This is a genomic window from Lentibacillus kimchii, from assembly GCF_042666895.1.
Classification (GTDB): Bacteria; Bacillota; Bacilli; order Bacillales; family Amphibacillaceae; genus Lentibacillus; species Lentibacillus kimchii.
Genome location: NZ_JBHTGR010000005.1, coordinates 77724 through 96383, shown reverse-complemented (window position 1 = coordinate 96383; position 18660 = coordinate 77724). Strand labels below are relative to the sequence as shown.

The 18660-nt window shown below is 42.7% G+C and carries 21 protein-coding genes and 1 other annotated feature; of the genes, 14 read left to right on the top strand and 7 right to left on the bottom strand.

The features are described 5' to 3' along the window. Positions 1-35: 35 nt before the first annotated feature. The 3 genes from ACFQU8_RS03270 to ACFQU8_RS03260 form a co-directional block, all read right to left on the bottom strand. Entirely contained in the window at positions 36-299 is a 264-nt protein-coding gene (locus ACFQU8_RS03270) for a NifU N-terminal domain-containing protein (protein ID WP_382357739.1), read from the bottom strand. A gap of 197 nt (positions 300-496) precedes the next feature. After that, positions 497-703 (bottom strand): DUF3813 family protein, encoded by a 207-nt coding sequence (locus tag ACFQU8_RS03265; RefSeq protein WP_382357738.1) that lies wholly within the window; start codon positions 701-703, stop codon positions 497-499. Positions 704-835: 132 nt separating this feature from the next. Next, positions 836-1684 carry a Cof-type HAD-IIB family hydrolase gene (locus ACFQU8_RS03260; RefSeq protein WP_382357737.1) on the bottom strand — a complete coding sequence of 283 codons (849 nt, stop codon included), beginning with the start codon at positions 1682-1684 and terminating at the stop codon, positions 836-838. A gap of 131 nt (positions 1685-1815) precedes the next feature. Here ACFQU8_RS03260 and yjfP point away from each other — a divergent pair, with 131 nt between their 5' ends. Together yjfP and ACFQU8_RS03250 are read left to right on the top strand one after the other, a co-directional pair. Next, entirely contained in the window at positions 1816-2577 is a 762-nt protein-coding gene (gene yjfP, locus ACFQU8_RS03255) for an esterase (protein WP_382357736.1), read from the top strand. 128 nt (positions 2578-2705) lie between these two features. Further along, entirely contained in the window at positions 2706-3017 is a 312-nt protein-coding gene (locus ACFQU8_RS03250) for a metal-sulfur cluster assembly factor (protein ID WP_382357735.1), read from the top strand. Positions 3018-3155: 138 nt separating this feature from the next. Here ACFQU8_RS03250 and ACFQU8_RS03245 read toward each other — a convergent pair whose 3' ends face one another. Continuing rightward, positions 3156-3848, bottom strand: a complete 693-nt coding sequence (locus ACFQU8_RS03245) for a Crp/Fnr family transcriptional regulator (RefSeq protein ID WP_382357734.1) — start codon at positions 3846-3848, stop codon at positions 3156-3158. A gap of 120 nt (positions 3849-3968) precedes the next feature. Then, entirely contained in the window at positions 3969-4793 is an 825-nt protein-coding gene (locus ACFQU8_RS03240; protein ID WP_382357733.1) for an undecaprenyl-diphosphate phosphatase, read from the bottom strand. Positions 4794-4878: 85 nt separating this feature from the next. Here ACFQU8_RS03240 and ACFQU8_RS03235 point away from each other — a divergent pair, with 85 nt between their 5' ends. Continuing rightward, a complete protein-coding gene (locus tag ACFQU8_RS03235; protein WP_382357732.1) occupies positions 4879-5409 on the top strand; it encodes a hypothetical protein in 531 nt (176 codons plus the stop codon). A gap of 99 nt (positions 5410-5508) precedes the next feature. Here the strand turns inward: ACFQU8_RS03235 and ACFQU8_RS03230 are convergent, their stop codons facing one another. Continuing rightward, the gene (locus tag ACFQU8_RS03230) at positions 5509-5685 is read right to left on the bottom strand and encodes a DUF2929 family protein (RefSeq protein ID WP_382357731.1); all 177 of its coding nucleotides are present in this window, start codon (positions 5683-5685) and stop codon (positions 5509-5511) included. Positions 5686-5857: 172 nt separating this feature from the next. Here ACFQU8_RS03230 and ACFQU8_RS03225 point away from each other — a divergent pair, with 172 nt between their 5' ends. The 6 genes from ACFQU8_RS03225 (at position 5858) to ACFQU8_RS03200 (ending at position 11027) form a co-directional block, all read left to right on the top strand. Continuing rightward, complete coding sequence (locus ACFQU8_RS03225; RefSeq protein WP_382357730.1) at positions 5858-6427, top strand: hypothetical protein; 570 nt, start codon at positions 5858-5860, stop codon at positions 6425-6427. Positions 6428-6495: 68 nt separating this feature from the next. Beyond that, positions 6496-7473, top strand: a complete 978-nt coding sequence (locus ACFQU8_RS03220) for a BMP family ABC transporter substrate-binding protein (RefSeq protein ID WP_382357729.1) — start codon at positions 6496-6498, stop codon at positions 7471-7473. A gap of 147 nt (positions 7474-7620) precedes the next feature. Continuing rightward, positions 7621-8562, top strand: coding sequence for a beta-ketoacyl-ACP synthase III (locus ACFQU8_RS03215; RefSeq protein WP_382357728.1), 942 nt, complete (start codon positions 7621-7623; stop codon positions 8560-8562). Positions 8563-8593: 31 nt separating this feature from the next. After that, positions 8594-9832 (top strand): beta-ketoacyl-ACP synthase II, encoded by a 1239-nt coding sequence (fabF, locus tag ACFQU8_RS03210; protein ID WP_382357727.1) that lies wholly within the window; start codon positions 8594-8596, stop codon positions 9830-9832. A 135-nt stretch (positions 9833-9967) separates the two neighbouring features. Next, complete coding sequence (locus tag ACFQU8_RS03205) at positions 9968-10174, top strand: hypothetical protein (protein ID WP_382357726.1); 207 nt, start codon at positions 9968-9970, stop codon at positions 10172-10174. Positions 10175-10265: 91 nt separating this feature from the next. Beyond that, positions 10266-11027: a YjbA family protein gene (locus ACFQU8_RS03200; protein ID WP_382357725.1), complete on the top strand. Its 762-nt coding sequence runs from the start codon at positions 10266-10268 to the stop codon at positions 11025-11027. A 105-nt stretch (positions 11028-11132) separates the two neighbouring features. Here the strand turns inward: ACFQU8_RS03200 and trpS are convergent, their stop codons facing one another. Continuing rightward, complete coding sequence (gene trpS, locus ACFQU8_RS03195) at positions 11133-12125, bottom strand: tryptophan--tRNA ligase (protein ID WP_382357724.1); 993 nt, start codon at positions 12123-12125, stop codon at positions 11133-11135. A gap of 53 nt (positions 12126-12178) precedes the next feature. After that, positions 12179-12355 (bottom strand) — a binding site (T-box leader). Positions 12356-12553: 198 nt separating this feature from the next. On the opposite strand from trpS, the gene ACFQU8_RS03190 reads away from it, so the two are divergent. The 5 genes from ACFQU8_RS03190 to ACFQU8_RS03170 all read left to right on the top strand — a co-directional run bounded on the left by ACFQU8_RS03190 (position 12554) and on the right by ACFQU8_RS03170 (position 18597). Then, positions 12554-14116 (top strand): FMN-binding glutamate synthase family protein, encoded by a 1563-nt coding sequence (locus ACFQU8_RS03190; protein ID WP_382357723.1) that lies wholly within the window; start codon positions 12554-12556, stop codon positions 14114-14116. Positions 14117-14263: 147 nt separating this feature from the next. Further along, entirely contained in the window at positions 14264-15487 is a 1224-nt protein-coding gene (locus tag ACFQU8_RS03185; protein WP_382357722.1) for a putative glycoside hydrolase, read from the top strand. Between the two features lie 423 nt (positions 15488-15910). Next, a complete protein-coding gene (gene spxA, locus ACFQU8_RS03180; RefSeq protein WP_382357721.1) occupies positions 15911-16306 on the top strand; it encodes a transcriptional regulator SpxA in 396 nt (131 codons plus the stop codon). A gap of 327 nt (positions 16307-16633) precedes the next feature. Further along, entirely contained in the window at positions 16634-17326 is a 693-nt protein-coding gene (gene mecA, locus ACFQU8_RS03175) for an adaptor protein MecA (protein WP_382357720.1), read from the top strand. Positions 17327-17406: 80 nt separating this feature from the next. Beyond that, the gene (locus ACFQU8_RS03170) at positions 17407-18597 is read left to right on the top strand and encodes a competence protein CoiA (protein WP_382357719.1); all 1191 of its coding nucleotides are present in this window, start codon (positions 17407-17409) and stop codon (positions 18595-18597) included. Positions 18598-18660: the final 63 nt, after the last annotated feature.

Below are 18660 nucleotides of genomic sequence, written 5' to 3'. Positions count from 1 at the left end.
AAGACAGCAATTGACGGTTGCTGTCTTTTTATGTATCAGTAGCCATATTTTTCAATGACATCAATGACTTTGGGTTTCAGTTCGTCCCATTCTACGTCAAATGCTTTATTGACAGTGATGAAGTTCTGGTAGCCAAATACATTATCGACACCATTAACTTCCATCAAATCATTTAGAATGGCGTGTTCACTTGTGTTGCCAGGCATGACAGAAATGCTGCTGTCACCTTCAAAAATCAGACTGTCTGTTGTGAATTTCAGTGCATTTGGATTTGGTGTAGCCTCAGCTATAACACCCATTTGTTGTCCCTCCATCACTTTTCATAATCAGCCCAATCATAACAGAAAAAATGACAAAAGGAAAACGCCCTTATTCAGTGGTATGAATAAGGGCGTGTGCATTTGTCTGTTAGAATCCCGCGCTTCATCATGATAATGAATGGTGGATCGTTAACATACAAGTTGTTAATTTTTAGCCTGAATGCTGTTGCTGGAAGTTATTTTGATTGGTTGCTCTGCTGTAATTGCTGTTTCAGTTCCTCCAGCTGTTGCTGTTCTTCAGGAGAAGCACTGTTTTTAGCGTCTTCAATCGCGTTGTGCGCTGTCTGCTGCTCCTCTTGATTTGCGTCAGCCGGATCGTTCATGAATTGGTCAACGGCGTTTTTAGCACGCTGCATCATACTGTTATTTTGCTCCTGTGCCATTGTAAGCCCCTCCTGTTAAATGACGGTTTTGTTCACGTGCTGTTCAACGTGAAACAGGATGAAACGAAGTGAACGCCTTTTCGCGTTCAATCCTAGTTTGTACCGTTTTAATTCAGGTATGAAAGGAAATTTCTAGAGGTTGTCGGTTTTAACGTCATGATAATGGAGGTTTAAATAGTCATTCAGGAAATGGCCAATGCCGTCCATTTCGTTTGTATCCGTTATGTATTTGGACACTGTTTTAAGCTCATCAATGGCATTGCCCATCGCTACCCCAACGCCAGCGTAATCAATCATTTCCAGATCATTATCCTCATCTCCGAATGCAATTATACGCTCTTTTGGGATATGATAATAATAAGCGACTTTTTGCAGCCCGATTGCTTTATTCAAACCTTTTTTGACAATCTCGATAATATTCCATGGCAGACCCCATTTACGGTGTTCGATGAGCTCGGCATGGTAATGATCAAGATGACTGCGCAGCTGGTCAGCGTTATCAGCATGAGGATGAATCAGCAAAGAGGTCGGATCCGTCTGCAGTTTGTTTTTCAAGCTGCCAATCGTAAACAAGGTATTTTGATCTGAGTTCTGGAAAAGCTCCATCATTTGTTCATCGTATTGATCTATATAGACACTGTCCATGACCTCGGCTACAATATTTCTGACGCCCAGATTATAACATGCTTCGATGATATGCTGAGCGCTCCTGACAGGCATAGGATTATGCAGTGTATGCCATTTGGCATCTGCAGGATGATGGATTAAGGCACCATTAAAATTAACCATCGGTGTATCCAGCTTCAGTGTTTGATAATAATCAATGCTGGAACGGTGCGGCCGTCCTGTAGCAATCACAACAATGTGTCCATTATTAATAGCTTTTCTGATTATGTTCAGATTAGTCTGACTGATTTTTTTATCAGCCGTTAAAAGTGTTCCGTCCAAGTCAAGTGCGATTAAGTGCTGTTTCGTTTTCATATTTTTCTCACCACCCCGTATGCTTCTTAGTTTATAGAGGTTAAAACATTATGTAAAGCATTCGTTTGCAATTTGCAAAAAACCCATATTATGATTAGGATACACTTATATTACAGGAAGGAACTTTAAGCATGATAGGAGTAACACAAGAGACCATTGCCAATGTGCCCAGTTTAGTCATTGTCGATCACGCAAAAGAATATGAAGCATTGCCTACAGTGACTTTCTTTCACGGATTCACCAGTGCTAAAGAACATAATTTGCCCTTAGCTTATCTGCTGGCTGAAGAAGGCTTCCGGATTATTCTCCCTGACAGCATGCATCATGGTGAACGGGACCAAGGTATATCCAGCATGAAAATCCAGCTCGCGTTCTGGGATATTGTTATGCAGAATGTTGCAGAGCTGCAGGCAATTAAAAATGAGCTGGACGAGCAAAACCTTGTGCTTGATAATCGTTTCGGCATTGCTGGGACAAGTATGGGCGGTATTACATCCGCGGCAGCATTGACACAGTATCCCTGGATTAAAACAGCCGGCATTTTGATGGGAACGCCAAAATTGCTGACATATGCCAAAACGCTTGTTGACGGCTATCAGAAAGTGGACGAAACTGCCATCACAGATGACATGACCAATGATTTGTACGCACAGCTGGAGGCATATGATTTGTCAAATCAGATCGATAAGCTGGCTGATCGGCCGGTACTCTTCTGGCATGGTGAACATGATGAGGTAGTGCCATTCAACCATTCTTATGCATTTTATGAGAATGCTCAGTCTTATTACAGCCATCCCGAGAATATCCGTTTTCTCAGTGAAGCAAATCGTGGTCATAAAGTCAGCCGTTATGCTATACTGGAAACAGTACGCTGGTTCAAACAGCACTTATAGCTATTTTATCAGGACACTGTTTCTGATAAATCAGCAGTCCTATGGTGTGCACCGCGCTGCATGAATCATTTAATCATGTATGTGTCATATGTTTAAATAAGGATAGTAACATTGAAGGAGGGATAGCTGTGGAGGCAGATCTCGAAGAAAATGTGATGGGTGCTCTTGAGAATGTTATCGACCCAGAGCTTGGTGTTGACATTGTTAATCTTGGTCTGGTATATGGCACTTCTCTGGATGATCAGGGTGTCTGTACGATTACGATGACGCTGACAACAATGGGGTGCCCGCTCCAAGGCATTATTGAGCAGGATGTTCAGCGTGTGCTTGCCGATATCCCAGAGGTCGAACAAGCTGAAGTGAATATCGTCTGGGATCCGCCATGGGGCAAAGAAAAAATGTCACGCTATGCCAAAATCGCACTTGGAATTCCGGATTGATAAGACAACTAGAGATAGTGAAAAGTATAGCTCTTCTGAAGGCTGATTCATAATATGGATCGGCCTTTTTTATGCTGTTTATTGGGAACAGACAGTCAGAAAGTGCCGCTGCAGTTTATTCAGGGGGGATGGATTCACCTAGAATAACTTTTCTTTCATTGCATCGGTATCAAGAACAAGCGCTCCCGATTCACTGGTTGTCACTAATTTTTGGTTCTTCAGCTGTGTTAATGTCCGGTTAATCGTCTCCCGGCTGGAACCGATCATGCTGGCCAGTTCACGATTGGTAAACAGGGTCGTGAATCTGACGCCTCCATTATCTGTTGCTTGCCCGTAGCTCCGTGACAGGCGCAGCAACAGCATAATAATTTGTTCATAAGTATTATGCAGCAATTTTTCTTCCAAACGCTCCTGTAAATCAACGATAATGTTGCCAAGCACCCGCAGCAGTTTGACGCAAATTTCGGGATGATTCAGCAGAACATTTTCAAACGGCTGAATCGGGATATAGATTAATACCGCGTCTTCTGATATCTCGGCGTTGGCTGGGTATTCATCCTGACGAAAGAAACCCTGATGCGGAAACATGTTGCCACCCTGGAGGATGTTGACAATCTGCTCTCGGCCGTGAACGTCGGTTTTATAGATTTTAACTTTGCCCTGATAGATAAAATAGACATCTGTTAAAGAATCGCCCTGCAGGAAAACGTATGAGCCACGCTGGTACTTCTGGTAACGGGCGAGATTTATAATGGGCGTGAGTTCGTCATCGGTCAAATCTTTGAACAGGGGAACACTCTGAAGCAATTCCTTAATGGTACGGGTGTTCATAATGCTCACTCCTTTTCCTGCCTATACTGTAAAAATAGCGTCACAGTATTGTATCATAAGTCGGCAAACACCGTCTTTTCCCAGTCTTGATTAAGCATGTGGAGTTCTATTCAGCGCGTGTTATAAAAATAGAATGACCAGTATGCCAACGATAAAGCAATACGAGGCAAAGTATTTCAGATTCCCTTTTGCCATAATATTCATGAACCATCTCAAGGAATAGTAAGTAGCTGTAATAGACGCCGCCAGTGCCATAATGGGTGGTATCATCCCAACATCAATATGACTGCTGCTGTTCAAAAGATCACTGGCAGACAGCAGCGTTATCCCAAGACTGACAGGTATATACAGCAGGAAAGAGAATCTTAAAGCTGTCTCTGTTTTCATGCCGGTAAGCATCGCGGCCACAATTGTGGCGCCTGAGCGGCTGATGCCTGGTACAAGCGCGACTGACTGGGCCAGTCCAACTATAATGGCATCGCGCATTGTAATGCTGCCGTCATGTTTATGCCCGCGCAAATTACGAATGACCCATAAGGCTGCTCCGGTTATCAAAAGCGTTATACCGACAATGGCAGCACCACTCAAGCGGCTTTCAATATAATCTTCAAATAAGAGACCAATGATTCCAGTCGGAATGGTTGCAATGACTAAACAGGACACAAAGTGAAAATCATCTCGTGAACGGCTTTCCCGCGTCATAATGAAACGGATGCTGTTTGTGATTAGATGATAAATAGCTGTCCGGTAAATGACCAGTATCGCTAGCAGGGAACCAAAATTGACCATAATCTCAAATGATAATCCTTGAATTTCGATACCGAAGAGTTCCCTGACAATAACGAGATGGCCGCTGGATGAAATAGGAATGGGCTCAGTGAAACCTTGCAGCAAACCGAGTACAATATACTTTACTAATAACCAAAACGCTTCAATTGTTTCCATTTGATGACCACCTCAATTTTTAATGCCATATAGTCACCAACCCATGGGTAAGTGAATAGGTTGGTGAGCAAGGAGGCTGATAAACATGGAAATGACGAATCATTATCAACATACGTATGACATGTGTAAACAGCATATGCATTCCTATGTTCTTGCTGAGATGAATGACGGTACACAAGTTGATGGGATTATTACAGGGCTGGATGGTGAGTGTGTCTATATGGCTGTTCCAATCAGCTGTGGTGAACAGGTGCCATATTCAGGGCAGGCGCCTTATGGACAGATGCCATATGGGCAAATGCCATATTCAGGCCAAATGCCTTATGGACAAATGCCATATTCGGGGCAAACACCTTATGGACAGATGTCATATCCTGGAGGCCATCAGTACCATAATTGCCACCAGCGTGAGGAAGATATAGGTGGTTTTGGCTATGGTAATCCTGGATACGGCTATGGATCCGGTTATGGCTATGGTTACGGCTCAGGCTATGGTTCTGGTTATGGGTATGGCTACGGCCCTGGTTACGGACATTACGGACGTCGGAGACGATTCAATCGGGCAGTCCTTCCACTGGCTGCTTTGATATCCTTAACCGCACTTCCGTGGTACTAAAATTAGACGATTCATGAAACGATCGAGACATAGCGTTTCATACAAAAAGCCCTTGTCCCCAAAACAATAGGGGGCAAGGGCTTCTCTTAAAAGTCTGTATTACTGACTCTCGTCTTTCAGCATACCTTCACCCAGTACATAGACAGCGACTGATATCGCAATGGTCATCACCAGGGTACCTCCAATTTGAAATGCATTACCTGCCATGCTGGATAATACATATGAAACAGCACAACTGATCACAAATGTCCAGATTAGTGGCCATATAAAACGCATGTCTCGACACCTCATTTTTAAGTAGACTCTCTGTTTACAGTTTAGCAAACCGATTCGGAAAATGGAAGGACTTAATTTAATCCGCGGCTATAAAACAGTCAGTGCAGTATGGGTATAACGGACCGTTTTGGTGATTTTAAGTAACTGTTTTAGCAAGGAGGTGTTCCGGTTAATGCTGTTAGTTGAAAATTGCTTTCACTGGATAGGTTTTCATATTACACGTCATTTGCTGGAAAAAGGGTATTCCATCGATGGTGTTGATGATTTGGAAACGGAAAAGAAAGAGCATCTATCGTTATTTGTTGGACGTCATAATGCGTTTCGGCACTACCAGACAATGTCTGAGTTATCAGAACAGCACTATAATGTTATTATTCGTATACAAGATCACAGATTAAGATTAGGGGGCGGTCGGTCAGTCACCGTCAAATTACCGTTCATATTCGGTGAGTGGATGCCAATTGTCAACAACAGTGAATCTGACAGCCGGCAAGAGAACATGCCATTTGATTTAGATGCGTATTTACGGGGAGCAGTTTATATTGATGACCTGGTTCAATGCCTGGGGCAGTGGATCGAAGCCTCACAGCTGCCGGCGGTTATGGAGGTTCGATCTGCTGATGGTCCGCACCTGGAAGGTGGACAACTTGAAAATTATGTCTATGTACGGAACAATAGACCTGTACTTGAAAATGCTGAGAAGGTTAAACGCCACTATCAGCGGTATCAGTCATTTTATTAATGCTATCAGAACAATTAGTGTTGCCATCTCTGTACAAGCTAATGATGGTTTAGAAATGGGGCGTCAACGTGAAACAGTTTTTGATGATTTTGATGACTGGTTTCGTGCTGCTTTTAGCCGGCTGCAGTCTCTTTATTGATTCAGGTCACTTGCAAAATGCCGGGATGCTGGTGGAAACGTCTATCGATAATCAGCCATGGAATCAAAAAGGTTACGACGGACTGCAGGCGATTGAAGACACCTATAATACCGATGTGTTCTATAAAGAAGAGATAAAAACGAAAGACGAAGTCCGTCAGGCCGTTGATGAATTTGCGGACAAAGGTGTCAATCTTATATTCGGTAACAGCAGCAGTTATGGCAAATATTTTGAGGATTTATCCGAAACATATCCAGGGATCCATTTTGTTTATTTTAATGGTGAAAAATTTGCTGAACGCGTGACCAGCCTGAACTTCAACTCACATGCCATGGGTTTTTTTGCTGGAATGCTTGCAGGCAAAATGAGTCATACGAATCAAGTTGGCGTGATTGGTGTTTTTGATTGGCAAGCGGAAATAGAAGGATTTTATGCAGGTGTGAAGTATCAGGATCCAGAAGTTAAGGTCCATTTAAACTATGTGAATGACTGGAATAACAAGGATAGGGCAATGCAAATGTACGATGAACTGAGAAATGATCATACAGATGTTATCTACCCTGCTGGGAATGCTTACAGTCAGAAAGTCATTAAACGTTCGCGCAATGATGGCATTTATACCATTGGTTATATAGCTGATCAATCAGAAATCGCAGAACAAAATGTGCTGACAAGTACTGTTCAGGATATCGAAACGTTATATAAACGAGCAGCTGAAAATGTTAATGAAGGTGATTTGCGCGGGGGTGTGCTGACGTATGATTTCCAAGACGATGTCATTTCGCTTGGTCAATTCAGCCCGGATGTGCCTGAGTCATTTCAGAAAAAACTGCAGGAAGAGGTGGATGCCTATAAGGATACAGGCATATTGCCGAATGAACGGGAAAATGAGCAGGGAATGGATTAGCAAATTCTTGCATATTAATTTAGCATACCTTAAAATTAAGACCAAGTCATAATGATTGCTTTTAAATTTATTTGCTTTTATAGTTTTTGAAGCGATGAATACTTGTAAAAATCGCTATTAACGATTCATAATAAGGAGATGGGAATTATGGGCGTTGGCTTGTTAGGGACGGGACATTTTGTACCGGAACATGTTTATACAAATAGCGACATGGAAAAAATCGTTGATACAAGCGATGAATGGATCCGGTCACGAACTGGGATTGAGGAGCGGCGTATTGCAGACGATGAGACGGACACATCTGATATGGCTTTCTATGCTGCGCAGAACGCTTTGGAAGAAGCCAATGTAAACGCTGAAGATCTTGATATGATCCTCGTTGCAACAGTGACCCCCGATACACCTTTTCCCTCAGTAGCCTGCATGCTGCAGGAGAGGCTTGGAGCAGGAAATGTTGCAGCTATGGATCTTGCAGCCGCATGCTCCGGCTTTATGTATGGTGTCATAACAGCTAAACAGTTCATTGAATCAAATGATTACGAAAACATTTTAGTAGTCGGGACAGAGAAGCTTTCTAAAATTACAGACTGGACGGACCGGAGTACGTGCGTTCTTTTTGGTGACGGTGCCGGGGCGGCCGTGGTTGGTCCAGTTTCAGAAGGGAAAGGGATTCTCTCATTTGAACTGGGATCCGATGGTTCCGGCGCAAAAAATCTTTATCAGGGTGAAGATTCAGGTTACCTTCACATGAATGGACGTGAAGTGTTTAAATTTGCTGTCAGACAAATGCCCGAATCATCTGTTAACGTCGTGGAAAAGGCTGGCTTTCAAAAAGATGATGTCGATTATTTAATTCCGCATCAGGCAAATATTCGTATTATGGAGTCAGCCCGCGAGCGCCTGGGTATTTCTGAAGATAAGATGGCAACATCGGTTAAGCGGTATGGCAACACTTCTTCTGCTTCCATTCCTATTGCTTTATCAGAAGCCGTTAAAAGTGGTAATATAATAACTAATGATTTAATCGTTCTCGTTGGTTTCGGCGGCGGTCTGACGTGGGGTGCTGTTGCCTTGCGCTGGGGCCGTTAAGACTACTCAGGGATCTATAGGAGGCGTGAAAATGGTTGAAAAAAGAGTTGTGGTTACAGGTCTGGGAACGATATCTCCCAACGGTAACGATGTGGCAACAATGTGGAATAATGTTAGTTCTGGAACAAGCGGCATTGACTATATCACCCGGATTGATCTCGATGAACTGCCTGCAGTGGCAGCAGCTGAAGTGAAGGCGTTCGATCCGACTGGTTATATAGCGAAAAAAGATGCCAGGAAGATGGACTTATTCACACAATATGCTGTCGCAGCCTCCCGCATGGCAGTGGACGATGCGGAGTTGACAATTGATGAAACGAATGCCGATCGCGTTGGTGTTTGGGTTGGCTCCGGAATTGGCGGTATGGCAACGCTTGAGGATCAGCATACAAAACTTTTGGAAAAAGGGCCCCGCCGGGTCAGTCCTTTTTTTGTGCCGATGATGATACCGGACATGGCTGCAGGACAAGTATCGATTCAGTTGGGTGCAAAAGGCATTAATTCCTGCACAACAACGGCGTGTGCATCCGGTGCCAATTCGATTGGTGATGCCTACAGAGCGATTGAACGTGGTGATGCTGACTATATGGTTGCTGGCGGAACAGAAGCTCCTATAACCGCTCTGGCATTCTCCGGGTTTTCAGCCATGAAGGCACTATCGACAAATGAACAGCCGAATAAAGCAAGCCGCCCGTTTGATAGTGATCGTGATGGTTTTGTCATGGGTGAAGGGGCTGGTATTCTTGTGCTGGAAACATTGGAATCAGCCCTTGAACGTGGTGCGCATATTTACAGCGAGATCGTTGGCTATGCTGCAACTGGTGATGCCTATCATATTACAGCACCCGCTGAAGATGGGGAAGGCGCTGCTCGTGCTATGAAACAGGCTGTTCAGGATGCTGGCATCGCTCTGTCAGATGTTGATTACATCAATGCACATGGGACAAGTACAGAACTCAATGATAAATATGAAACACAGGCTATTAAAGATGTGTTCGGCGAGCATGCCCGGCATTTAGCTGTCTCCTCAACAAAAGGTGTCACAGGCCATTTGCTGGGAGCTGCTGGAGGCCTGGAATCAGTCATTTCCTCTAAAGTAATTGATGAAGGTGTGATTCCGCCAACCATGAACTATGAGACACCGGATCCGGATTGTGATCTGGATTATGTGCCAAATGAGGCACGGGAACAGTCAGTTAATACGGTCTTGAGCAACTCACTTGGATTCGGCGGACATAATGCTGCCTTGATCTTTCAAAAATATCAGTAATGAAACTGGCTGCTTAAGCAGTCAGTTTTTTTGTCCGCACACTTATAATACGTAACGACAAACTATAATCATGAATCATTTGCTGCCGCATAAACTATAGTAAATAGATTGGACAAGCTAAGGTGGGACAAGCGTATGCTGCTGATTTTTATTTTCCTCACCGGATTTGGTCTGGCTGTTTCAGGCGGCGTATCGATTATTGCCTATATGAATTTTTTGCCTGTTGGTGTAACCTGGGGAGATTATCTTATCTTTTTAGCCGGGCGGCCTGAGTGCTATTTCTTCCCGGCTGGTCTCTTGTTGATGGCTCTGACATTATGGCGCTACAGCAGTAACCCTTAATTTTGAATGGATCGAATAAAATTTTACAGGATGGTTAAAATGTATTTTAAATACATTTCTTTAATGATTCATTCAAAAGTGAGGGTGATGTATGCTATATTTACATGATGTTTGGCTGAACTGGTTTGAAGGCGAAGAGAATGGCTATAATGTATGTTTTTTTCATGAATGGCGCAGAAGTGACAGTATTGAGCTGCTTGATCAAGTACCCTTGCTGTACATAACAGAAGAACTTTTCGATTATATTGAGAATGACATGCATAGTCTGCCGGACGATATGATGAACCAAGTTTACAAGCGGGCTTACATGCGCAAGAATCAGGATCGTCAGCCTCTTGAGTTTGCAGCTGTGGTGACAGATGGCCGCGACATTATCGCTTTTGATACAATCGGCTATCAGATTCCTGTACGGAAGAGCCGGCTCATTCCAAGGCAGGAACAACTTGTTTATGATATGATCAAAACAACGCAGCCGGAATCGTTTAACTTTGACGGAAGTTCCGTTACCAAGGAATATCATATATTGTCTATGAATCCAGAATTCGTTCATGGTCTCACAAGGCGTGAACGCCAGCTGAAGCAGCTTCTGATGATTGCCATGGATCAGCTGAAGACTGCTGACAATCTGGAGGAACTGCGGTACTGGCTGACTGAATGGGATCCCAAGCAGTATCCCTATATACAGAATATGGATGTGACTGCGGTATGGAACAGACTGTATGATGGTGTTAAGTATGGCTGGCGACAAGCACATGAGGATTTGTGTCAGAAGATGATTAAAGGTCAGCCTTTTCTGGAACAGATGTGGGATATCGAGCAGAAGACGCTGCAAAATACGTCAAAACTGAAGTGAATCATGAACGTCTGGCTTGTAACATCAAAACGGCAAAGGACAACTTAAAGATCTGTTAATAAAAAAACGTGCGGCTCCTGCGAAAAGGGCAGAACCGCACGTTTTTTATTGTTTTTTCACGCGTCCGAGTCCCATGGCTTTTTTGGCCTTCTTCAGCATTTTATTGGCGGCATGGGAGGCTTTATCGGCACCTGTATCCAAAATATCATCAAGCGCATCAGAGTCAAGCAGTTCCCGGTAACGATCCTGGATGGGCTGCAGCACGCTGATGACGGCGTCAGCCGTGCCCTGTTTGAACTCACCATAACCCTTTCCGGCATAGAGTGTTTCTATTTCTTCAATTGTTCGGCCGGAACAGCTGGCGAAGATCGTCAGTAAGTTGGAAATACCAGGTTTGTTCGTTTCATCATACGTTACAATCCCGTCAGAGTCAGTAACGGCACTTTTAATTTTTTTGTCAATTTTTTTCGTATCATCAAGCATGGAAATGAACGCTTTTTCGTTTTCGTCCGATTTGCTCATTTTTTTAGATGGATCCTGTAATGACATAATCCGTGCTCCGACTTTTGGAATGCGGGTTTCAGGAATGGTGAAGATATCATTAAATTGCCGGTTGAACCGCTCCGCTAGATTGCGTGTCAGTTCCATATGCTGTTTCTGGTCTTCCCCAACAGGCACCATGTCTGTTTGATATAATAAAATATCTGACGCCATAAGTGATGGATAAGTCAAGAGCGCTGATGAGACCGTTTCTTGTCCGGACGCTTTATCTTTGAATTGTGTCATGCGTTCCAGTTCGCCGGTATAGCTAATGGACTCAAGCATCCATCCCAATTGTGTATGGGCCGGCACTTCGGACTGGATAAACAGGGTTGCTTTTTCCGGGTCGATACCGGATGCTAAGTATAAAGCTGCTAGTGAACGGATATTGCTGCGCAGTTTCAACCGGTCTTGTGGAACGGTGATGGCATGCTCATCAACAATGCAAAAATAACAGTTGCTGTCTTCCTGCAGCCTGACGAAATGCTGAATGGCTCCAAGGTAATTGCCCAGAGTTAATGTGCCGCTTGGCTGAATACCTGAAAAAATTGTCTGCATAGTTGTCACTCCTTCATTTTTGGCCAATAAAAAAAGATTCATTTATCCCAGTTGAAAGGGACGAATGAACCGCGGTGCCACCCTGTTTACCATACAATAACTATATGGTCACTTTAAAAATAAAGCTCGAAAGCCCATTTCCAAATTAACCCGGTGCTTGTTTTCACCAGCCACAAACTCTCTTGAATAACCGTGAGCTAACTGTACTTCTACTTTGTCATTGCTTTTTTATGATTTTTTATCATTATATACGATACTGATATCAAAAATCAAATGTTTTATGAAACAGTTTAGAGAAAAGACATGCGAATCGCGTTTACGGACACCGCCGATTCAGTTAGAATATAAAGAGTGGCTATAAAACGGCGAATTTTATGACGACTGTTAATTAGCTTGATAACTAAAAAAAACAGGGGGAGGCGTCATTAATGGTAACCAAATGGGTGATTATCGCTCTTGTGGTATTTCTGATACTGATTGTACTGATTCCGGGAGTGATTTTATTCAGGCTGTACAGGAGGGACACTCAACAAAAACAGCATGCTGTATTGCAAAATTATCCTGTTCTGGGACGAGTACGTTATATTCTGGAAAAAATCGGTCCAGAGCTTCGTCAATATTTGTTTTTGAATGATCAGGAGGGGAAACCCTTCAACCGGGATCAGTTTGAATTTGTCGTGAAGGCCGGCAAATATAACAGCAGTATTATGAGCTATGGGTCTGAACGGAATTTTGCGGATGATGGTTTCTATTTAACGAATAGTATGTTCCCGGCTTTAGATGATGAATTACGAATCGGCAAGACACCCGCAATTAAAACCCGAACGTATGAGATTGATCAGGAAAATCTGTTTAAACGTAAGGAAAAGAGCAAAGAAACCGAAATTAATCCGTCTTATCTGGCTGATGAAGATAATGTGATACTGGGATTCCATACGGCAAGGCAGCCTTTTTATTTAAAAGGCCTGATCGGCCAGTCTGCGATGAGTTATGGATCGCTGGGCGAGAATGCTATCACCGCCTTGTCTGAGGGACTAGGCATTGCCGGCGGTTCATGGATGAATACCGGAGAAGGAAGTGTTTCACCTTATCATTTAAAGGGTGATACAGATCTTATCATGCAAATCAGCCCAGGGTTATTTGGCGTGCGTGATAAGGCTGGTAACTTTTCCTGGGAGGCCTTTCGGAAACAAAGTGAGGTTGAGCAAGTTAAAGCTTTCGAACTGAAACTTGCTCAGGGTGCTAAAACAAAAGGCGGCCATGTGAATGGTGAAAAAGTAACTGAAGAAATTGCGAGAATCCGGCATGTTGAGCCGGGGCAGGATATTGATAGTCCCAATCGATTCCCCGGCATTTCCAGCCCAGAAGAATTGCTTTTCTTTTTGGACCAGCTGCGGGATGTCAGCGGCAAGCCGATCGGGATTAAAATTGTGGTCGGTGATGAACAGCAAGTTGACAGCCTGGTGAGTAAGATGGCTGATTCTGGGATTGTACCGGATTTTGTGACAATTGATGGAAGCGAGGGCGGCACGGGTGCCTCTTTTTATGCACTTGCGGAATCTGTGGGTCTGCCTGCTTTCTCGGCGCTTCCGCTTGTGGATGAGGCTCTGAAGCGATATGGTCTGCGCGATAACCTAAAAATTATCGCATCTGGTAAGCTGATGACACCTGATAAGATTGCCATCGCTCTCTGCCTTGGAGCGGATCTGATTAATATCGCGAGAGGTTTTATGATCAGCACTGGCTGCATTATGGCTCAGGTCTGTCATACGAACACTTGCCCAGTAGGGGTAGCTACGACTGATCAGCATCTGCAGCAGGGATTGGTTGTCGACGAGAAGAAATACCGTGTGGCTAACTATTTGACTGTCTTGCGTCAGGATCTTTTTGATCTGGCAGCGGTAGCTGGTCTGGATAGTCCGACTAAATTTAACCGCGATCATTTAGTATATCGTTCAGCATTCCGGCAGTTTTCACAGGAACAAGTATAATTAGCTTCAATGATTCCTGTATAAAGGTGAAAATATGGCCATGGCTATAAAAAATTGTATCATTTTGTCGTAAAAGGAAATTTTTATTCTATTAAAAATGCATTTTTTCCTATATAATAAATTAAAAAGGGATAGGAGACTGATGATATGAAGGCCAAACTTCTTAAGATGCCGGCATTTGGTATAATTCTGGCCATAGCTTTGCTGTCATTTGCACCATCTGCCGCGAATGCGGAAGAAGAGGACGACGCTTTAAAAGAAACGTCGCATATAAAGCGGCAAATCAGTTTGGAGCCAATTGACTTAGATAAGCATATGCAACGATTTACATATGACACAGGTCTGGATTTTGATTACCCGGATGCTGTGCGGGGTATCTATGTGACAGGCAATTCTGCGGGCGGTGATCGCCTGGATAAACTGGTTAATCTTGTGAACACGTCTGATTTAAATGCGATGGTTATTGATATTAAAGAAGACCATGGGAACATCACCATCAGTGTTCCGGACGATTCGCCATATAAAGATGCAGCATCTGATTTTATTGGTGAACCGAGAGAGCTGCTGGAATATCTGGAGGAGGAAGGCATTTATCCGATTGCCCGGCTTGTTGTCTTCAAAGACTCGGTCCTCGCGGAAAAGAACCCAGAGCTTTCGTTCAGGAAAAATGGGGAAATCTGGACAAATAATAAAGGCGAGGCGTTTGTCAGTCCGTTTCAGAAAGATGTCTGGAAGTATAATGTTGATTTGGCCAAAAAGGCGGCTGAACTAGGGTTTCAGGAGATTCAATTTGATTATGTTCGTTTTCCGGAGGGATTTGAAAAACGGGATGATGAATTGGACTACAGCATGGGTGACTATAAAAATGACGACACGAATAATGTCGAACGCCGTGTTCATGCCGTAACTGATTTTGTGGAATATGCCAAGGACGAACTTGATTATTATGATGTTGATGTAGGCGTCGATATTTTTGGATATACAGCAACAATCGACGATGCCCCGGGTATAGGACAGAATTTTTCAGATATATCCAATCAAGTTGATGTTATTTCGTCTATGATTTATCCAAGTCACTGGACAGCATATTTCGGCATTGACTTTCCTGATAAAGAACCTTACAAAACAGTCAATCGCTATGCGGAGACTGAAAATAAACTGCTTGAAAGAATTGACGACAAACCTGTTTCGCGTCCCTGGATACAGGACTTTGAAGCACCATGGCTGTACAGTGGTGCACCAACCAGTTATGGTAAACCTGAGGTCGAGGCCCAGATTAAAGCATTAAACGAAAATGGTATCGATGAATTTTTACTGTGGAACGCCGGCAACTCGTATACTGAAAATGTTGATTATACACCATTGAACTAATGTATTGTGCATCGAGTGGCTGATAATTTAATGAAATGCTGGATATTTAGTGAATAAATGCCGTCTAATCGTTGCATAATAGGCATAGAAGGCAACAACAGTGAAACTGTTATTGGTGAGGCAGAAAATCTCTTAATCGAGAATGCTGTGTTGTACTTGAAAACAGAATTTGCTAAGAAGAAAGGTTGTTGCCTGGCGAAGGTTCTTTCAATTAAATGGGTTTAGTTTAGCGTCAAATGTGGTATTAACTATTAGATGAGCATTTTATGAATTAACGTTTTGTCACTATTTCTCAATAAAACAACCTACATTTTAATTGACATGTATAGTATAATATACATATAAGTTATTTAAACCTATTTTAATCTGATAACAAGTTGTTCATGAGATGTATCCATATTTAGAATTGAGGAGTGATGTTACATGGTAACACTTTATACCTCACCAAGCTGTACATCATGCAGAAAAGCAAAAGCGTGGCTGGAGGAGCACGATATACCGTTTACAGAACGCAACATCTTTTCGGATCCATTAACGTTGGATGAGATTAAAGAAATTCTGCGTATGACAGAAGATGGAACTGATGAGATTATATCAACCCGTTCAAAAGTATTTCAAAAGCTGGATATTAACATTGATCAGATGCCAATGAAGGACTTGTTTCATTTGATTCAGCAAAACCCGGGTCTTTTGCGCAGGCCAATTATTCTCGATGAAAAACGGCTTCAGGTTGGCTATAACGAAGATGAAATCCGCCGCTTCCTTCCCAGAACAGTACGGACATTCCAGCTTCGTGAGGCCCAGAGACTGGTCAACTGATTTGTGCAATGTGTACAGCAAAATTAAAAACGCAGATCCTCAAAAATCAGGTCTGCGTTTTTTCATGAATTGGATTTGCTGGCTGACTAAAAATGTGAACAGCGCTAGTGACATGAAGGATGAAATCATTTAAAATATTGAATAAACATTATTTATAGGCAAATGAATTTTCAATTAGGATCCTGTTATCATATAATATAATAAAGAACCATGAATCGTACCATGTGTTCATAAATATATCACTGCGAAAGATACCTATTTGACTCTTCCGCCTTATACTGCAAAATATGAAATACATGATTCTTTATTAGAAGGGAGAGAAGCAGGATGGAAATAGAGCGGATTAATGAAAATACAGTTAAGTTCTATATTACGTATATGGATATTGAAGATCGGGGATTCCAGCGGGAAGAGATTTGGTATAACCGTGAACGGGGAGAACAGCTTTTTTGGCAAATGATGGAAGAGCTTAACTATAAAGAAGACTTTAACGTTGACGGGCCGTTATGGATTCAAGTACAGGCAATGGATAAGGGATTGGAAATCATCGTTACAAAGGCACAGATTTCTAAAGACGGTGAAAATCTTGAACTGCCGGATGACGACGGGCAGACTGTCGACGTTTCAGTAGATGAAAAAATTGAAAATGTACTGGATTATAAGTTTGGTTCCAATCAGCAGACCGACAATAAAAACGCTGACGAAGATGGAAGTCTGACATTGATTGTCCGTTTCAATGATTTTGAGGATATTATACAGTTAAGTCATTATGTCCGGGTTAGTGATGATGAACTGGAAAATGCCCTGTTTCATTATCAGGATGATTACTACTTGTCTATTGTGTTCCCGGAAGAGGATGATGACAGACAGGAGGATCTGCTCAGTCAAATATTTGAATTTGGCATAGATACGGATATAACTATTCACTTGCTTGAGGAATACGGCAAGCAGATATTTGCCAATAACACTTTCGGGCAAATTCGTACCCATTTCCCTGCTATGGCTGGACGCTCTGAATAAAAAGAGTGTCTTTTTTTTGTTTCTACAAATTTGCAGGATTTTGTCCATCTCTGTCGAATTAGATGCGAGGAGGTGTTTTTATGCTGCAAGCTAAAACAGAATATGGTGAGTTTGTGACCCTTGCATCGCTAAAGCGTGAACGTATTAGCCGCTTGAAAATGCAGAACCAATTTTTCTGTCCGGTGTGTGACAAGCCTGTTATTGCTAAAGCAGGCTCTCTGATGGTGCCGCATTTCGCCCATCATTCTAAGGGCAACTGTCCATCACATGAAGGTGGAGAAGGTGTTTATCATGAAAAGGGCAAGCTGCTGCTCTATCAGTGGCTCGTGCATCAGCACCTGGATGTACGTCTTGAAGCCTATTTGCCTGCTATTAACCAGCGTCCGGATATTCTTCTTAACGTGAATAATAAAACGATTGCTATTGAGTATCAATGTGCGAGAATTCCACTGAGTCAAATTATCAGTCGAAATGAAGGCTATTACAGTCAGGGGATTGAGCCGATTTGGATCCTCGGTGCAAACCGGTTCAACCGGCGTGGCCAGAATCACATTAAAATTGATCAGTTTCAGCTTCAGTTTATTCATCAGTTTTCTTCTGATTTTCCTCTTACGTTATACTACTTTTGTCCGAATACACTTCGCTTTATTTTATTTCAGGATTTTTATTTTTTAACATTGCAGAAAGCTGCCGGGAGATTGCTTATCAACAAATTGCCGCAAATGATTGTAACCGATTTATTTCAACCGGCATGGTTTCAGCATGAACAGCTCTGGCGAATATGGAAACGTGAGAAGCGCTCGTTCCGTTTAAAGCCTCCCGGACGGGGTTATGGACGTGAATTCGCATGGCAGCAATGGCTGTATGTTAATCGTCTGCATAAAGAAACACTGCCTGCTATCATCCATCTCCCTGTATCAAGTCAATTTAGAATGACAACGCCGCCTTGGAACTGGCAGAGCCGTCTTTGTACCGATATTATTGCTCCGCTCGAAAACGGTGACGCATTCAATCTGCAGGACTGCTTGCATTTTTTACGTCAGCATATTCGGAATCCACAGTCAACGCCGCTTGTTAAACCCTCTATCTGCCCAGTTTATCAGTACTTGCAGCTGTTGGAACACATGCAGCTTATTCAGGAAGTTACCCCAAATGTATTTGTCAAGAGGCAAACCATCCTATTTTTTAAGCATGTTGAAGATGCCTTACATGGTGAATCTGTATTGATGGAACAGATGATGAAGCAGAATACAGGCATGGATCACGTATAATTCGTTATACTAAGTTAGAAGGTTTTTTGTTTCAAAACAAGAATAAAATGGTTATGCTGAATG

Bases quoted from the DNA above. Each gene is read 5' to 3' on its own strand.
- ACFQU8_RS03270 (WP_382357739.1), bottom strand. From the start codon at position 299: ATGGGTGTTATAGCTGAGGCTACACCAAATCCAAATGCACTGAAATTC.
- ACFQU8_RS03265 (WP_382357738.1), bottom strand. From the start codon at position 703: ATGGCACAGGAGCAAAATAACAGTATGATGCAGCGTGCTAAAAACGCC.
- ACFQU8_RS03260 (WP_382357737.1), bottom strand. From the start codon at position 1,684: ATGAAAACGAAACAGCACTTAATCGCACTTGACTTGGACGGAACACTT.
- yjfP (WP_382357736.1), top strand. From the start codon at position 1,816: ATGATAGGAGTAACACAAGAGACCATTGCCAATGTGCCCAGTTTAGTC.
- ACFQU8_RS03245 (WP_382357734.1), bottom strand. From the start codon at position 3,848: ATGAACACCCGTACCATTAAGGAATTGCTTCAGAGTGTTCCCCTGTTC.
- ACFQU8_RS03240 (WP_382357733.1), bottom strand. From the start codon at position 4,793: ATGGAAACAATTGAAGCGTTTTGGTTATTAGTAAAGTATATTGTACTC.
- ACFQU8_RS03235 (WP_382357732.1), top strand. From the start codon at position 4,879: ATGGAAATGACGAATCATTATCAACATACGTATGACATGTGTAAACAG.
- ACFQU8_RS03230 (WP_382357731.1), bottom strand. From the start codon at position 5,685: ATGCGTTTTATATGGCCACTAATCTGGACATTTGTGATCAGTTGTGCT.
- ACFQU8_RS03225 (WP_382357730.1), top strand. From the start codon at position 5,858: ATGCTGTTAGTTGAAAATTGCTTTCACTGGATAGGTTTTCATATTACA.
- ACFQU8_RS03215 (WP_382357728.1), top strand. From the start codon at position 7,621: ATGGGCGTTGGCTTGTTAGGGACGGGACATTTTGTACCGGAACATGTT.
- fabF (WP_382357727.1), top strand. From the start codon at position 8,594: ATGGTTGAAAAAAGAGTTGTGGTTACAGGTCTGGGAACGATATCTCCC.
- ACFQU8_RS03205 (WP_382357726.1), top strand. From the start codon at position 9,968: ATGCTGCTGATTTTTATTTTCCTCACCGGATTTGGTCTGGCTGTTTCA.
- ACFQU8_RS03200 (WP_382357725.1), top strand. From the start codon at position 10,266: ATGCTATATTTACATGATGTTTGGCTGAACTGGTTTGAAGGCGAAGAG.
- trpS (WP_382357724.1), bottom strand. From the start codon at position 12,125: ATGCAGACAATTTTTTCAGGTATTCAGCCAAGCGGCACATTAACTCTG.
- ACFQU8_RS03190 (WP_382357723.1), top strand. From the start codon at position 12,554: ATGGTAACCAAATGGGTGATTATCGCTCTTGTGGTATTTCTGATACTG.
- ACFQU8_RS03185 (WP_382357722.1), top strand. From the start codon at position 14,264: ATGAAGGCCAAACTTCTTAAGATGCCGGCATTTGGTATAATTCTGGCC.
- spxA (WP_382357721.1), top strand. From the start codon at position 15,911: ATGGTAACACTTTATACCTCACCAAGCTGTACATCATGCAGAAAAGCA.
- mecA (WP_382357720.1), top strand. From the start codon at position 16,634: ATGGAAATAGAGCGGATTAATGAAAATACAGTTAAGTTCTATATTACG.
- ACFQU8_RS03170 (WP_382357719.1), top strand. From the start codon at position 17,407: ATGCTGCAAGCTAAAACAGAATATGGTGAGTTTGTGACCCTTGCATCG.